Annotated in this window: 20 protein-coding genes; 3 read left to right on the forward strand and 17 right to left on the reverse strand. The window is 41.9% G+C overall.

From position 1 onward, the window contains the following. Positions 1-97: 97 nt before the first annotated feature. Together DXB15_RS13625 and DXB15_RS13630 are read left to right on the forward strand one after the other, a co-directional pair. A complete protein-coding gene (locus DXB15_RS13625) occupies positions 98-1,255 on the forward strand; it encodes a DNA/RNA non-specific endonuclease (RefSeq protein ID WP_118703255.1) in 1,158 nt (385 codons plus the stop codon). 255 nt (positions 1,256-1,510) lie between these two features. Then, positions 1,511-1,888 (forward strand): GNAT family N-acetyltransferase, encoded by a 378-nt coding sequence (locus DXB15_RS13630; protein WP_109215863.1) that lies wholly within the window; start codon positions 1,511-1,513, stop codon positions 1,886-1,888. A 69-nt stretch (positions 1,889-1,957) separates the two neighbouring features. Here the strand turns inward: DXB15_RS13630 and DXB15_RS13635 are convergent, their stop codons facing one another. The 15 genes from DXB15_RS13635 to DXB15_RS13705 all read right to left on the reverse strand — a co-directional run bounded on the left by DXB15_RS13635 (position 1,958) and on the right by DXB15_RS13705 (position 10,126). After that, the gene (locus tag DXB15_RS13635) at positions 1,958-2,554 is read right to left on the reverse strand and encodes a thymidine kinase (RefSeq protein WP_109215862.1); all 597 of its coding nucleotides are present in this window, start codon (positions 2,552-2,554) and stop codon (positions 1,958-1,960) included. A gap of 169 nt (positions 2,555-2,723) precedes the next feature. Then, positions 2,724-3,554, reverse strand: a complete 831-nt coding sequence (locus DXB15_RS13640) for an LPD16 domain-containing protein (RefSeq protein ID WP_118703256.1) — start codon at positions 3,552-3,554, stop codon at positions 2,724-2,726. Between the two features lie 24 nt (positions 3,555-3,578). Then, positions 3,579-4,898, reverse strand: coding sequence for a YodL domain-containing protein (locus DXB15_RS13645; RefSeq protein WP_118703257.1), 1,320 nt, complete (start codon positions 4,896-4,898; stop codon positions 3,579-3,581). Between the two features lie 63 nt (positions 4,899-4,961). After that, complete coding sequence (locus DXB15_RS13650; protein WP_118703258.1) at positions 4,962-5,243, reverse strand: hypothetical protein; 282 nt, start codon at positions 5,241-5,243, stop codon at positions 4,962-4,964. A gap of 20 nt (positions 5,244-5,263) precedes the next feature. After that, positions 5,264-5,641: a DUF5684 domain-containing protein gene (locus DXB15_RS13655; protein WP_109215858.1), complete on the reverse strand. Its 378-nt coding sequence runs from the start codon at positions 5,639-5,641 to the stop codon at positions 5,264-5,266. Positions 5,642-5,647: 6 nt separating this feature from the next. Beyond that, positions 5,648-6,574, reverse strand: a complete 927-nt coding sequence (locus DXB15_RS13660; protein WP_118703259.1) for a DUF5688 family protein — start codon at positions 6,572-6,574, stop codon at positions 5,648-5,650. 59 nt (positions 6,575-6,633) lie between these two features. Continuing rightward, positions 6,634-6,852: a hypothetical protein gene (locus DXB15_RS13665; RefSeq protein ID WP_118703260.1), complete on the reverse strand. Its 219-nt coding sequence runs from the start codon at positions 6,850-6,852 to the stop codon at positions 6,634-6,636. A gap of 237 nt (positions 6,853-7,089) precedes the next feature. Continuing rightward, the gene (locus DXB15_RS13670) at positions 7,090-7,497 is read right to left on the reverse strand and encodes a hypothetical protein (protein ID WP_118703261.1); all 408 of its coding nucleotides are present in this window, start codon (positions 7,495-7,497) and stop codon (positions 7,090-7,092) included. A gap of 94 nt (positions 7,498-7,591) precedes the next feature. Beyond that, a complete protein-coding gene (locus tag DXB15_RS13675) occupies positions 7,592-7,948 on the reverse strand; it encodes a hypothetical protein (protein ID WP_199670987.1) in 357 nt (118 codons plus the stop codon). A 41-nt stretch (positions 7,949-7,989) separates the two neighbouring features. Further along, positions 7,990-8,511, reverse strand: coding sequence for a DUF6707 family protein (locus DXB15_RS13680; RefSeq protein ID WP_118703262.1), 522 nt, complete (start codon positions 8,509-8,511; stop codon positions 7,990-7,992). Between the two features lies 1 nt (position 8,512). Beyond that, the gene (locus DXB15_RS13685; RefSeq protein ID WP_118703263.1) at positions 8,513-8,872 is read right to left on the reverse strand and encodes a DUF4299 family protein; all 360 of its coding nucleotides are present in this window, start codon (positions 8,870-8,872) and stop codon (positions 8,513-8,515) included. A 34-nt stretch (positions 8,873-8,906) separates the two neighbouring features. Next, on the reverse strand, positions 8,907-9,224 hold the full coding sequence (locus tag DXB15_RS13690) for a hypothetical protein (RefSeq protein ID WP_118703264.1): 318 nt from the start codon (positions 9,222-9,224) through the stop codon (positions 8,907-8,909). Positions 9,225-9,248: 24 nt separating this feature from the next. Next, positions 9,249-9,635, reverse strand: a complete 387-nt coding sequence (locus DXB15_RS13695) for a hypothetical protein (RefSeq protein ID WP_118703265.1) — start codon at positions 9,633-9,635, stop codon at positions 9,249-9,251. A 64-nt stretch (positions 9,636-9,699) separates the two neighbouring features. Then, positions 9,700-9,894, reverse strand: coding sequence for a hypothetical protein (locus tag DXB15_RS13700; protein WP_118703266.1), 195 nt, complete (start codon positions 9,892-9,894; stop codon positions 9,700-9,702). Further along, entirely contained in the window at positions 9,884-10,126 is a 243-nt protein-coding gene (locus DXB15_RS13705; protein WP_118703267.1) for a hypothetical protein, read from the reverse strand. Before DXB15_RS13705 ends, DXB15_RS13700 begins: the two co-directional genes overlap by 11 nt. 312 nt (positions 10,127-10,438) lie before the next feature. Between DXB15_RS13705 and DXB15_RS13710 the strand changes: the two genes are divergently transcribed. Then, positions 10,439-10,621 (forward strand): hypothetical protein, encoded by a 183-nt coding sequence (locus tag DXB15_RS13710; RefSeq protein ID WP_118703268.1) that lies wholly within the window; start codon positions 10,439-10,441, stop codon positions 10,619-10,621. A gap of 132 nt (positions 10,622-10,753) precedes the next feature. Here DXB15_RS13710 and recD2 read toward each other — a convergent pair whose 3' ends face one another. Together recD2 and DXB15_RS13720 are read right to left on the reverse strand one after the other, a co-directional pair. Further along, positions 10,754-12,961 carry an SF1B family DNA helicase RecD2 gene (gene recD2, locus DXB15_RS13715; protein WP_118703269.1) on the reverse strand — a complete coding sequence of 736 codons (2,208 nt, stop codon included), beginning with the start codon at positions 12,959-12,961 and terminating at the stop codon, positions 10,754-10,756. After that, positions 12,915-14,177: a hypothetical protein gene (locus DXB15_RS13720; protein WP_118703270.1), complete on the reverse strand. Its 1,263-nt coding sequence runs from the start codon at positions 14,175-14,177 to the stop codon at positions 12,915-12,917. The genes recD2 and DXB15_RS13720 overlap by 47 nt, the downstream gene beginning before the upstream one ends. Between the last annotated feature and the right edge of the window lie 14 nt (positions 14,178-14,191).

A 14,191-nucleotide genomic window follows, 5' to 3' on the forward strand; every position in this document is an offset into this window, starting at 1 on the left:
TTACTCCCTGTGATTTTTAAATTATAATTTTAAATGCATGCTACTTCTGGTATAATGATCAGAGAGAATTTATTTACAGAGAGAGAGGAAATGGAACATGAACTTTAAGAAACGGAACCGCTGGTATGGCTTGCTGCTATCCTTTGTCCTTCTGTTTTCACTGGGCGGATGCGGCGATGTGCAAACAGAAAACCCGCAGCCTTCCATTGAAACATCAGTTACTGACACCACACAGGAAGCTTCCGATGCGGAAGCGATCACCGATGAACTGGACCAGTCGGAGCTTCAGGATCAGGATGACACAGCACAATCTTCTGATGCCACACAGGTTTCAGATGCAGAGCAGGTCTCATCCACAAGTGCATCCCTTGATGCCATCCCTGCCTATGAAGGCTATGCATTTGTAGAGATCAATAACAATCAACCCTTTTTTACAGATGCAGACAAACAGAGAACAGATGCGTTTGAAGATTACAGTGAATTAGACAGTCTCGGAAGATGTGGCGTTGCCTATGCAAACATCTGTAAAGAACTGCAGCCTACGGAACCACGCGGAAAGATCGGAATGGTAAAACCGTCCGGTTGGCACACCGTAAAATACAATGACATCATCGATGGCAATTATCTTTACAACAGGTGTCACCTGATCGGATTTCAGTTGGCGGGAGAAAACGCGAACCCAAAGAACCTGATCACCGGAACCCGCTACTTAAATGTTGTCGGAATGCTGCCTTTTGAGAATGCAGTCGATGATTATGTCGATACAACCGGAAACCATGTACTGTATCGTGTAACCCCGATGTTTTCCGGGGATGAATTAGTTGCCAGAGGTGTCCTAATGGAAGCCTACTCTGTGGAAGATCAGGGCGCAGGCATTCAATTTTGTTATTATGTATATAATATCCAGCCTGGCATCGGAATTGATTACCAGACCGGTGACTCCTGGGAAGATGCAAGTGTTGTCGCAAAAGATAACACGACCTACCGGGTAACAGGCACCGCTCACGTTCAGGCACAGGAATCACAGACAGAATCAACAGAAACAGTCACACCTCAGCCTGCACAGCAGGCAGTAGAATCCACTCCTCCTGCACAATCAGAGCAGGGTTCGGAAGCCACTGTCTGGATATCCGAAACCGGTTCCAAATACCACAGCAAAAATAATTGCGGCAGGATGAATCCAGATAAAGCCACTCAGGTAACGGAACAGGAAGCAATCAGCATGGGACTTGGAAAATGCTCCAAATGCTGGTAACACAAAACATGCAATAAATATATGAGCGTAAAAACGGATGCTGAAATTCTTACCAGCATCCGTTTCTTTCTATCCACGATATCTTCTTCAATTTTCAAAACTTTTGTTATATATTCCACCTATTACACTATTTATCATAAACAAATAACTCTTGTATAAAAATCGAAAAAAATGATATTTCATCTTTCATATTTATATTGTTAAAACAGATGCATTTATCTGTTATAACAAATAATCAAGAAAGGAGGAAATTCTATGAGGAAATATGTAAACGAATCAACAGATTGCGGTCGCATCAATATCGTATTTAAAGCAATGAAAATTGGTTTGTTTCATCATGAGAAATTGGAAATCGGAAATATTGACATTGTTGAAATCAATAAAGATCTCCATCATTTTCAAATTGTGGATTTTTATGTTGATCCCCAGTACCGAAATTCTGGAATCGGTAAAAAATTGTTGACAAAGGCAGAACGCTACATCATCAAAAAACATCATGCTACCCTTTTAACCGTCGTGCCAGCTCGTCAGCTCGACGCGAAAGTTCCAACAGAACACTTATATCTAATTTATGAGAAATTGGGATTCTCTTTTAAAACAGCTCATACATTAGAAAAATTTTTGAACCACTAAAAGACGGTCGAAAAAACGGATGCTGAAATTCTTACCAGCATCCGTTTTACTCTCTTCACTTTTATATCGCTATTTCCACAGCTTTCCCTCTTTATAATGTTTCCTGCACAAAGCCACATAACTCTCATTGGAGCCAAGCATGATCTGTGCACCTTCCCGGACAATCTTCCCATCCGCATATCTGGTATTACACTGTGCCCGTTTGCCACACCAGCAGACCGTTGGGACTTCCTCTATCACGTCAGCGATCTCCATCAGCCGTTTGGAGCCGGGGAACAGGTGATTCAAAAAATCCGTCCGAAGCCCATAACAAAGGACTGGTATTTCATAAAAATCAACGATGTCCGACAGCGTATCCACTTCCTCTGCAGAAAGAAACTGAGCCTCATCGATCAGGATCGCATCCACTTTTTTCCCCTGATACCGATATTCCGTATCTGTTTCACTCCAGCTTTTTGAAATTTCTTTCAAAAAATTGTCTACATACTCTGCCGGAGCTGCAAGACCCATGCGGGATTTGATCTCCCGTTGCCCGTCCCGGTTATCCGTTCTTGGCTTTAACAGCACCGCATACTGCCCACGCTCTTCATAATTATAACGAACCATCAGAATGTTGGCAGACTTTGAGCTGCCCATTGCCCCATAGCGAAAATACAATTTTGCCACGTTGAACCCTCTTTCTCTCTCGTACTTATCACCATATTATAAGCCACTGTCACACATATTGCTACATTTTTTCAGTGACTTTGCATTTTGGGAAAAAGAAAAAACCGACACTGGCAGTGCTTACTATGCCCTGTCAGGTATCGGTTTCTTCCCTTATCTCAACTTATGTTTACTTTTCTCCTCCGCTTTCGATCCAATCTTTGACTCTGTCATGATCCAGGATAATGATATCTTTCCAGTCCACTTCCAGTTCTTCAAAAAGATCATTCATTGCGTCCCAGATAGTCCATGCTCCATTTCCGGTCAGCCTGCCGCCATCCAGTATATGCTCCTGTGAGTCATACAGGGTATAATCAAATTCCATTTCACTTGTCTGCATGCAGACATACAGGGATTGGGACGGAACAAATAATGCGAAATGCTCCGGTGGCAATGCTTCAAAATACGGATTGTCCCATGCACCAAGTGACATATGCTCCACAACATCCTGCTGCTGTCTCGTTGGCAAAAAGCGCTCCAGCTTCTGTTGCTCATAAAGAGGTTCAAACTTTTTCTCCAAGTCTTGGATAATCCCATGCACATTATTAAGCAATACCCATTTTGTAAACCGCTCTCTTGTCCACTCTTTTTTCTCCTCCTCCGTCATCTGACGATGTATCCGGACATGACTTACCGGAAGCTGCTGGCAGATATTCTGCAATGCTACCAGAAAATTTTGATTCTCATTTACAGATGAGGAAAGATGAAATTCTAAGGACAAGGCATTTTTTCCACCAATGCGGTAAACTACGTCAAAATCCAGTCCCTTGATGCGGATTCCAAGCGTTGCACGAATGCGCTTATCCTCTATGACGGTCTGCCACTGTGCATAATCCCGAAACTGCTGCATTGCTTCTTCCGCATGTTCATAACGTTCGCATACACTCTGCTTACAACCGCGTGTTGTCCATGTTGCAAGATCCTTGATCACATAATAAGTAACAATTTTGTTTTGTTCCATTTACTTTTTCTCCTTCTCTTTCTATTACACTGCTACATCCTTTGGCTCTTTCTTGAAAAAATCTGTTACTGGTTGAAATCCTATGTTATCTACAAAATAACTATCCGTTTTCCCCTTCCGGTGCAGTACAACAACATCACTGACGGATAAGGAATGCCCGAAGAAATCAGAAGGTCGGTCTATGTTGAACCGGCAGTAAATATCATCCAGTGTAGTTTTTTCATCCAATGGTGCCGTATAGGTTACGTCATACCTCGTATGCTCCACAGACACACCTCTGCTCTGCCAGAATGACAGATCCATAAAATAAAACTGCCGATTTTCCATATTTTCTTTCAACTGATAGATTTCAAAATAGTCACCCGCAACACCGGATATCTCCTGACCGGAGTCTTCCGATTCCGCCTTTCTTTTGCGGGCATTCGTCTGACTGATCTGCTCCTCTATCCGATCGATCAGATCTGCCGCTGTTGTCTGGATCGTATGCAGGGATGCCCGCAGTTCCGGCATCTGCCGACCACTGCTCCAGCCTATCAGATATGCAAAGGAATAATCGGAAGTATCCAGTCCCAGATACTGACATACCACATAAGCAATACTTTCTGCCTCTACTTCTCTGGTACCTGCATCTTTTCTTTCAACCTTATCGTTATCAGCATGCAGCATGGCATGTGCGATCTCATGGATCATTGTTTTGACCGTCTGCAACTGGCTCATATCCTTCTGGATCGCGATAACACGTTTGGTCACATTGCAGTATCCTTTCGCTCCGCTCTCAATCTCGATAAAAGAGACCGGCATTGGGGATACCATAAGCAGTGCCTGTATGAGAACTTCATAATCGGTTACCGCTCCCGTCAGTTCGTCTACCCCTAACTGTGGCAACTCCTTTCCTTCCGTCTGAGTAACATCAAATACCCGGACAACACGAAAGCCTACGATCCTCTGTTCTGATTTTTCTTCCAGTTCCTCTGACTGCTCCGCTTTTTTTGTATGCTTTGTATCTTCTGATTCCGGTTCCAGAATCACTACTTCCTGATCCTGTTTCTTACTTTCCTTCTTGTATTTGTACGCCATTGGTGCCAGGATACAGATCCCGGTCTCACCTTTTTTCACATGACGCCCAAACTTCTGCTTCCATGCATGAAATCCGGCAACCAGTGTTGCATCCGGACATTGCAATAAGATCAGTAGTGTATTCCGGTAACTGTAATGGTGGAACCTTGCCATAATGGTCAAATACTCCAGATAACGGTCACTCTCAAACAATGCAGTGATCCCATCCTCCAGCTTTTTCGTCAGTTCCTGCACCTGCTCTTTTCTGTCTGTTTTCTCTGCTTTCATCTTGTTCTCCCATTAATAAAAGAAAGAACAGATATTGCTACCTGTTCTTTCCACGTCTTTTGCTTATTTAACAACTCCATTTATGATATATGAGACAGAATCTTCACACTCAGTGTGGAAAAGCATTTCCTGGCATTCCGGGCAGTAGCCGGTTTTGATAAATTCGCGCCCGAATCTATCCTGGGACGGCATACGGTCCTGAATCAGTCCTCCATAGCGCTGATACTCTTCTAGCTCCATCGTCTGCTGGTTTGTCAGACGCAGGATTACTTCCCGCTCACACATTGGGCACACTTTTCTAATCTGAGCCTTATATTCGATGTTTTCTTTTGCTTCATTTTTCATTTTCCTGTTCCTCCATTCTGCTATTTTTGATAAACATGTTTTCCGTATCCAAGAATCAGATACGAAAGTGCTGGAAAACATACAATGCCTGCCGCCATCAGTTTTCCTGTCCCATAATGTTTGGCCAGTTCATACGATGTGTAAATCCGGAGGATCAACGCAAAAATGCCAGCTCCTGCTGCAGCCAGAATCAATGACCGATTAAAATGCAACAGCCAGGATACCAGACTGCTGACCAGGTATAAAAGAAATTCTTTTTGTACACCTGCCAGCCGGAACGCAAGATATTCATTCAAAATCGGCACAAATGCCAGTTTTTTGTCAAAATATCCTGCTTTCTGGAACATCCGCATAAGACCAATGGCACTTGCCAGATATAAAATCACTGTTTTCATCATATGGTATTACTCCTCTTCGTAGACACATTCCAACTTGTGTGTTTTGGAATTATAAAAGTATGCATGGTCTGACAGTATGAATTTCTCCATCTTTGCCACTTTATTTGCCTCTCCTATCATTTTATTTAAAGCTGTTCTTTCTTCCTCACTACGATCAATCTTTCCGGATATTAAGATAAGCTCATAAATACTTGCTGGTATTACATAATAATCTCCACCCAAACGATCAGATGCCATTTTTAAAAACTGCTTATTCAGCATGATATTTGCACCATACTCCCCATCGAGTGAATATGCCAGATGTACATCAGGCATTTCCAGTTCAGGATTCAACCGCATTTCCAGTTTTACCAGTGAGTAGAATGTTGCATCCTGTCGAAGTATTCCTCTTGCACAGGAATTTTTATATGCCAGATTGAACGCTTCCTCTTCCGATAACTGAATCTGATCCAACAGCATTTTGCTTAATCCGATACTTAACAGCTCTTTTCCAACTGTAAATTCGTAATTACATAATACGGATAAATCCAGAAATTTCCGATGAATGCGATGTTCCAAAAGCGCATGGTTATTTTTGGTCTGTACGAGGGTAAGAAACAGATGTTTCCCGATTTCCTCTTTCGACATTGTTTTTACCTTTTTTAACAATGCCATGATCTCCTCCCCATTTTTCATGCGTTCATAAAACAGTTTCGCTTTTTTGCTTAAAATCTGGCATAAAGAAGATTTATGCTCCAGATATTCTTCATAAATATGTTCCAGATAAATGGCAGGAGAAATTTTTACCCCCGCCAAACTGATTCCCGTTAATCTCTGATTATTCTTTACCACCGATTCCACTCTCAGCGCACTCTTTTGATAGCATACTGGAAGATATTCACAAAAATGCTCCAGTACATAGATTTTTACTTCTTCAAGTGTCAATTCTTTCATTTTTCTTTTGTCCTTTCCATTTTTTGTTATCACATGGCAGCACCTTTGCAATAGGCAATTTATCCCTTTAAATAAAATGTAGTTCCTGCCTTTGATAACTCCCGTAATAATTTTCGGGTCTCCTCTGCATTCTGCATCAGTTCCATAGCCATCTCGGCATGTGTCATCTCATGCCAGGTTCCCTGCTCATCGCAGAAATGTATGACGCAATCTGTTCCAATTAAAATGCCATGTTTCTGACACATCCGCACCAGTTCCAGCGCAGAAATAAATAACATGTCATGCTCTCCTTTCTCTTTTATTTTGCCTTGTTGATTACTGCAGGTAGAACTTCCTGCTCTTGTGACGTAGGCCGCTGCCTATCTGTGAAGATTCTTGTAAAAAGAATGTGATAACTTATGCTTCTTATATACGCCGATTCCATTTTTTCGGAAACTAAAAAAAAGTACCCACATCTTTGTGAATACCCTTTCGGTATGGATTTTTCCATATGTTATGACTTTATGTAATTTACTTTATTCCCAATCAAATTCATCAATACTGTTTTTGATCTCCGCAGAAACAGAACTATCATTTTTCAAATCGCGCATAAGTTCAGCAAACATTTCACGCTTTGGATTTTCCGTATCATTATAGCAACGGTGCACCATCCAGATATTATGTGGAGTTGGATTTTTTCTTACCGACGAAATCAGTAATTCTTCATATCCATATTTATAAAATTGCTCTACAAAATGAAGCAGATCCCCCGGCATTCCAAAATCGACCAGTGGATTTGTACCTATGATTTCTAAAATCGGCTCCACTAATTCAAAAGGTTCTGGATATTGGTTGATAGCATCTATCAGATCATCTTCTATATAATATTCTTCATATGGTTTTGCTGCATTTTGCAATCCAGCAATTATCTGCTCTTTCGTCATAAATCCATACCTCCTCTAAAAATCCGTTTTTCTTCTGGCTTACTTACTTTACATATTATTCAATTCATTCATTGAAAAACCACGACTTAATAACTCATTCTTTATTTACAGTCCAATCACTTGTAACATCTTCTGCTTGTGCACATTCACCGTAATCTAATCCTACCAAATCTCTCATTGTTTCATCAATATTTAAAATCGATGCTAAAGAAGCTACTCTCGCATCCTCTTCCTTATGACTTCCACCACATAGGAACTGCCAATATCCATCTTCATCATGAGAAACATATAAGATTGGCTTGTGTTCCTCTAGCACATGACGGCAGGTAAAACAAGCAGTATTCGGTGCATCTGCAAAGGGAAATTTATCTACTATAATTTCTTCACTATTCTCTGGTTTTACATTTTCAGATTCAAATCCCTTTTTCTTAACTTTATCCAACAGTCTCATATCTATCTCGTCCTTTTATTTCTCAGCAGATAATATTTCTTTTAACTCATCAATGGTTTTATCCAAAATATCCGATGATATTGGATATTTTCCGCTTCTCTATGTGCTATTGCCTCTTCCAGTTTTAATAATCTCCAACTTCTTGCCCTTGCTTTACTGTTTGCATCAAGATTACTTTGAATATTCACATCTATTGTTTTTGTAAACCATTCTACACCATTTATGTATAACTCCGGATGCCTATATTTATTGACAAACTTAATAATCTCCTGGCTTTCTTTCACCTTTCCCATTTCTCTGAGTATTCGCGCTTTTAAACAATAGGCATGATCTATGTTACTCCAAAGAGTATAATTGCCATCAAATTTTTCATTTGAAAATAAATCACAAACAGAGATTGCTTCCTGTGTGTATCCATAAATATATAACCAGACGGCTAATTCCGTAATAAAACCGGTATCTTTTGCAGACTTCATGCTGCATTTCTTCAATATCTTTTTACAGTCCCTTTGGATGCCTTTCTTGTTTATGTTTGACATAATTTCCTGAATAAGTTCATTCATTTTATAATCCCGCCAAACTTTCCAATTCACTTAACGAAAGACCTTTTACTAAAATACTATCTTCCTTTGAATCAAGAGCATATTTTTCAATATTCTTTAATGCCATAAAATAATCTGCATCTCCGATAATCGTATCTTTTGTGGTACTGACAAGCACTAATTTCCATTCGGATACAACCTTACCGTCTACTAGATATTTTTTCCGCGGAGATTTGGGTAAAACCGTTTCCGTCCCCTCTGTCAATGCAATAGCACCAAACGGTGTACCATCTGGTTTTCCATAGAAGTTCGGTGTTGCGATATATGCATTGCTCCAATCTGCGGTTTCTTTTTTCCCTTTTAACTTATCGAATAATCCCATGATGATGTCTCCTTTACAATTACTTGATTTAATATTAGCCACTTACCCAATCTTTGTCGAACAGTTCTTCCTCATAAGGCGAATGTATCGTATGGATATCTCCGGAAAAAATATTATGGATGATACAGTTTGCCCATTCGCCCTCTCTTATTTCACAAAATAGGTCTTTACCTCTTTTCCACTTTTTCCAGTCTCTATACATATCTGTAATCTCACGCTGCTCAAAAGTGTGGTCATTCATCGGAATTGTAATAATATCACCGATTTTAATTATTTCACCCTTTTCAGCAACAACCTCTAATTGAACTTCATTCTCATCATGAGCTGATGTAGATGCCATATTAATAATCATGCCTTTCCCCCATCCGCATTATAATTAACCTTGATAACTCAATAAATCATCTCTGAATTTTTCCCAGTCAAATTTTCCTTTCGATTTAATTTTTCTCACAGCTCTGATTATCATTTGCTGAATCAATTCTATTTTCCCACTACTATCGGCATTATAATAATTGTCAAAATCCATTCTAATATCGATCATCGCACAGGATCCTAATCCCACTACCTGGACTTTCTCTTTCCACATTCCCTGATCGTATATTTCTTTTGGTGCAATAACAGGTGTAATTCCGATAATGTTCATACTCTCACTGTATTCCCTGGGTTTAAAAAAATCATGTAACTGCTGACAGTATTTATATACTTCATCATCTATACCATAATGATCTGCAAAATATGCAGGGGAATTAACATTTAACTCCATAAAAGCTCCTTCTCAAAAAAGATTTTAGTTTACTGATTCTTCGCCATCTCTCTCCAATAGTTCTTTAACGTTTCCAATATGCTTTTGGCATCATCCATCTCCATTTTCTGATTATATTCTCTCTTTCTGAACGAACTTCCTTAACGACATCCATAATACGTTCTTCGGAAACAAGTCCTGTTTCTTCTGCCTCATGCTTCATCTGTTTCTGCAGTAACTGCATAGCACGTACTGCCAGATTTTCTTTTTTACTCAACATAACATCTCCTTCCATCTGCATATTCTATATATACCGTTTTCAACACCGGATCATATTTTGCAATGGGCTTTTTGCAGATTTTTGCCTTATAGATTGCTGACTTAACTGCTGCAACAGCTCTGGTATCCATTTCTCGATCACTTTTGCTAAGCAATCTGTTTTGTGCCAAAACATCATCCTGTGTAAAAATTTTTACAGATAAAACTCCAATCTGCCGGATTTTCATACCCATACGCCTACCTTTCTTGTTCTAAATTATTTAACACAGTATGTATTCTGAACTGTGCAAACTTCCGTTTATATTATTCTTTATCATAAGCTGTTTTGCCCATATTCGCAACCAGTTTCCATCCATATAACGGATTCCCTATACTTCATATGTTTGATAGAAACATTTCCATTGCTATTTCACTATTTTGGCAGAAATAGCCCTCTTATTTCACTGAGTCATACATTTATTTTTTTATTCCGGATGATTACAATACAGTCATAAACAAAGAAAGAGAGGGACTGATCCTTATAAAAGCTAAATGAGATTATTACTATGAAAGACTTTTTTAGGAAATTATCAACAAATATACAGAACTTGGACAACGCACAGTGTATTACTATTATGTTCATTGCAGGCATTCTTGCCATTGTCAGGATGAACAACCACACAGATTCTGATTCTACTGATCTTGCGATAGATGATTCGACAGATTCCAACGAGGATACTAACCAGTAATTATACAATGGTTTTATCCATACAAGAATCTGCACTTTAGATTCACTCTCTCAGCTTTGTTTCGTCCCTGTTCTTTCAGGGAAACTGCCGCTACCACGAACAAAAATTCATGGAGCGGCAGCTTCGCTTTCCCTATATGACAGTTTTAGGTCTACTTTTCCTTTTATTATGCGCTACTTTCCGCATCCGGTTCCCATCCATGAGCCGAAATCCCAGATAGGAGTTCCTACGCTCCATACGGTTTCCGGAAGCATACCATAGCGTTTCTTCATTCCCAACAATCACCAGCTTTTTCCTGGCACGCGTCATGGCAGTATACAGAAGGTTCTTCTGCCGCATGCGGCCAAAGATCTTGGTGAATGGCAGGATCACGCAATCGTATTCGCTGCCCTGAGCTTTATGCACTGTCAATGCATACGCTAACTCCAGCATGGAAAATTCTTCTGACGTGTAAGTACGTTCCACACTCGTCTCATACAAGACCGTCAGTTTCCGTTCCGTCTGGTTGATCTCTGTAATATAACCAACATCACCGTTACTCACATCCTCTTCATTTTCCAAGTGCATCACTTTATCCCCCTTGCGGAAACACCGGCTTCCAACCAGAAGTTCAACCGTTCCTGCCGTTTTCGGGTTCATAAGCTCCTGCAACACCCGGTTTAGCTGGATACACCCAAGCTTTGTTTTACTTCGAAACGGTGTGAGCACCTGCATGGCTTTTGAGGAAATCCCCTGTTTTTGCAGAGCACGGATCACCTGAAGCAGACCGTCCAGTGTATCCTCTTCCTGCCAGGTCTGGCAGAGCATACAGTCTGTGTTCCATAAAAACCTGCCCCGTCCTCGGTTGACGCAGCTTGCATTAGTAAGGATCGCACTCCCCTGTTTCTGCCGGAAGGTTTTTGTTAGATAAGTAACCGGAAACACCTGGCTTCCGATCAGGTCAGCAAACACATTTCCTGCCTGTACACTGGGAAGCTGGTCACAATCCCCGATCAACACCAGCCGCGTCCCCTTATCCAATGCCTTCAGCAATGCATACAGTAACTGCATACTCACCATGGAGCACTCATCAACGATCACAAGGTCTGTACTTAGTTTTAATTCCTCTTCTTCCTCACGTTCCTGCTCCTCCTGACGGATTTCAAGCAAGTGGTGCATCGTGACTGCAACTTTTCCGGTACTCTCCGCCATTTTTCGGGCAGCACGCCCGGTAGGTGCACACAAGGTGAGTTTCCCTTCCGGATGCAGCATTTCTTCTGCACAGATCAGGACTTGCAACAGACTTGTCTTTCCGGTTCCCGGTCCGCCAGTAATGATGCTCACTGTTTCTGTCAGCGCATACGAAACGGCGTTTTGCTGCTCCTTTGAGAGTACCAGTCCTTGCCGTTTTTCTGCTTCCACTAACGCTGCATTGATCTTATCTTGCGATACTTTTTGCTTTTGTCCGTCCCATAAAAGGCTCAGCAGTTTTTCTGCTGACTCACTTTCTGCCAGGTACATCGGTTTCCGGTAGAGCACACCGCAGTCATAGATCAGTGTCTGGTTTTTTACCAGATACACAAGTCCTGCTTGCAGGTATGGGAAAAACACTGACTGGTCACACCCCGGTATCCGCAGGATATTCACTGCCTTTTCAAACAAGTCTTCCTTCTGCATAAATACATGTCCGTTTTGTTCATTCTGTTGCATGACAGCGGACAGAGCAAAACAGATCCGGTCACCATGGACCGGATCAAATCCAACTCTTTGTTTTTGCGCTGCATCAATCATGGCAAAGGTGATCCCTTCACACATACAGAGCAGATATGGACGGCTTTGTAACACCGAAAGCGCATCCGGTATCCCGGAAAATTTTTGATAGACTTCTTGTGTTTTTCCGCTTGGAATCCGATAGTCTGCCAAAAACTGCACATATTCATGTAACTCCTGGCATTTTTTAAAAGAGACAACGATCTTTTCCGCTTTCGTCTCCGAGATTCCCTGTACCGCAGCTAACCGGATGGGATCACGCATGGCTTGGAATGTTTCTGCCCCAAATGTATCCACGATGCGGTCTGCCGTTGCACTTCCTATTTCAGCAATCCCACTGCTCACCAGATACCGTTTCATGCCTTCTGGTGTCGTCGGTAATACTTCTTCGCAAAATGTAACCTGAAACTGCTTTCCATATTTCTTATGTTGGGAATATGTCCCATGCAGGACACATTCCCCTTCCGTACACAGCAGGGAACCAACGGCCGTCAGTTCTTCCCCGGATTCCGTCTCATAGACCACCACCTGGTAATCATCAAACTCACAGCGCACCTGCACGGGCACTGCCCGGATAGCCAGCTCCTGCATGACTCATTCCTCCTCGCCGCATACTGCAGTAATCGTCAATCCCTTTTTTGTTTCCAAGCCACAGACCGCTGACCGGATCTCTGTCCCAGTGATAGGATCTGCCGATCAGACCTGCCTTGGTGATCACTTTTTGCAGGGAATCCTGTGCTTCCTGGATCATCTGCCTTTTTCGTTCCTTATATCTGCAACTTCCATCCGGGCAGTAGGCTTCACGCCCGCCTGACTGTATGCAGGCAGCACACTTCTTGGCTTCATAGTCCCGCATGCAGGCTACCGGCATATACTTGTCCATGTCGTAGGCTTCATAGGCAATCTTATGATGATGCTGCTTTAGAAGCTCCTTCAATCCGCCAAGGACATTCACCCCCGGCACTCCGATCACACTGACACCGATATCCGAAAGCAGACAGTACGTTACATATGCTTTTAAAATACCCTCTGTGATGATGACAGACTCTGCATCCGGATTGCCATAAAAGCAGACCGGGGCTCCGGACGAAATTCCTGCCCTTTTGCCGGAACTGGATAACCAGATATACTTCTGCTTTTTCGGGTTACGCAGCCGGATCTGCATCCCGACCACATATCCATCCTGCAGCACCGGGCAAAAGTAGCCTTCTGCCCATACATTTAACTGCCAGTTACCTGCTGCATTTTTATAAAAACCTGGTACGTTTTCCAGCGTACATCCTTCCCGCTTTAAAATCCAGCAGATGCCCACCGGATCAGATGGCACAGACCGAAACAATCCCGCCTCTATCTCTGCATCAGTAAGCATCCGGCGTTGCAGGTCCAATCGGTCTATCGTCTGCAACGTCAGATGACGTAACAAGCTCCGGTAGGTATGGTCTAACACGTTCACCGGAGCTTTGGTCTTTTCTGTTTTTCTGTCTGTTTCTTCCATCCGCTTTTTTGGGGTGTGATCCCTGTACCCTTTTCCAAGCGCATCCCTCAGATCTGCATATGCACGTTTATAGCGATCGACTCCGACATATCCGGCTTTCTGATCCAGATACAAATCCAGCATATTTCCATGCCTGCCGCAGGAAAAACACTGGAATACATTTTTTTCCTTTCCATCCTTTCTGATACATATTGTATTTTTTCCTCGCCGGTCGCCGCAGTACGGACAGCAGATGGGAATGGAATCCCCACCTGTATCCTGTAATTTCTCAATTCCAAGGTAGTCTGCAACCTCGCTGATATTAAAACTCATGAAATCATGTCCTT

Source organism: Roseburia sp. OM02-15 (genome assembly GCF_003481835.1).
GTDB lineage: Bacteria > Bacillota > Clostridia > Lachnospirales > Lachnospiraceae > Eubacterium_I > Eubacterium_I ramulus_A.

Bases quoted from the DNA above. Each gene is read 5' to 3' on its own strand.
- DXB15_RS13625 (WP_118703255.1), top strand. From the start codon at position 98: ATGAACTTTAAGAAACGGAACCGCTGGTATGGCTTGCTGCTATCCTTT.
- DXB15_RS13630 (WP_109215863.1), top strand. From the start codon at position 1,511: ATGAGGAAATATGTAAACGAATCAACAGATTGCGGTCGCATCAATATC.
- DXB15_RS13640 (WP_118703256.1), bottom strand. From the start codon at position 3,554: ATGGAACAAAACAAAATTGTTACTTATTATGTGATCAAGGATCTTGCA.
- DXB15_RS13645 (WP_118703257.1), bottom strand. From the start codon at position 4,898: ATGAAAGCAGAGAAAACAGACAGAAAAGAGCAGGTGCAGGAACTGACG.
- DXB15_RS13650 (WP_118703258.1), bottom strand. From the start codon at position 5,243: ATGAAAAATGAAGCAAAAGAAAACATCGAATATAAGGCTCAGATTAGA.
- DXB15_RS13655 (WP_109215858.1), bottom strand. From the start codon at position 5,641: ATGATGAAAACAGTGATTTTATATCTGGCAAGTGCCATTGGTCTTATG.
- DXB15_RS13660 (WP_118703259.1), bottom strand. From the start codon at position 6,574: ATGAAAGAATTGACACTTGAAGAAGTAAAAATCTATGTACTGGAGCAT.
- DXB15_RS13665 (WP_118703260.1), bottom strand. From the start codon at position 6,852: ATGTTATTTATTTCTGCGCTGGAACTGGTGCGGATGTGTCAGAAACAT.
- DXB15_RS13670 (WP_118703261.1), bottom strand. From the start codon at position 7,497: ATGACGAAAGAGCAGATAATTGCTGGATTGCAAAATGCAGCAAAACCA.
- DXB15_RS13675 (WP_199670987.1), bottom strand. From the start codon at position 7,948: ATGAGACTGTTGGATAAAGTTAAGAAAAAGGGATTTGAATCTGAAAAT.
- DXB15_RS13680 (WP_118703262.1), bottom strand. From the start codon at position 8,511: ATGAATGAACTTATTCAGGAAATTATGTCAAACATAAACAAGAAAGGC.
- DXB15_RS13685 (WP_118703263.1), bottom strand. From the start codon at position 8,872: ATGGGATTATTCGATAAGTTAAAAGGGAAAAAAGAAACCGCAGATTGG.
- DXB15_RS13690 (WP_118703264.1), bottom strand. From the start codon at position 9,224: ATGATTATTAATATGGCATCTACATCAGCTCATGATGAGAATGAAGTT.
- DXB15_RS13695 (WP_118703265.1), bottom strand. From the start codon at position 9,635: ATGGAGTTAAATGTTAATTCCCCTGCATATTTTGCAGATCATTATGGT.
- DXB15_RS13700 (WP_118703266.1), bottom strand. From the start codon at position 9,894: ATGTTGAGTAAAAAAGAAAATCTGGCAGTACGTGCTATGCAGTTACTG.
- DXB15_RS13705 (WP_118703267.1), bottom strand. From the start codon at position 10,126: ATGGGTATGAAAATCCGGCAGATTGGAGTTTTATCTGTAAAAATTTTT.
- DXB15_RS13710 (WP_118703268.1), top strand. From the start codon at position 10,439: ATGAAAGACTTTTTTAGGAAATTATCAACAAATATACAGAACTTGGAC.
- recD2 (WP_118703269.1), bottom strand. From the start codon at position 12,961: ATGCAGGAGCTGGCTATCCGGGCAGTGCCCGTGCAGGTGCGCTGTGAG.
- DXB15_RS13720 (WP_118703270.1), bottom strand. From the start codon at position 14,177: ATGAGTTTTAATATCAGCGAGGTTGCAGACTACCTTGGAATTGAGAAA.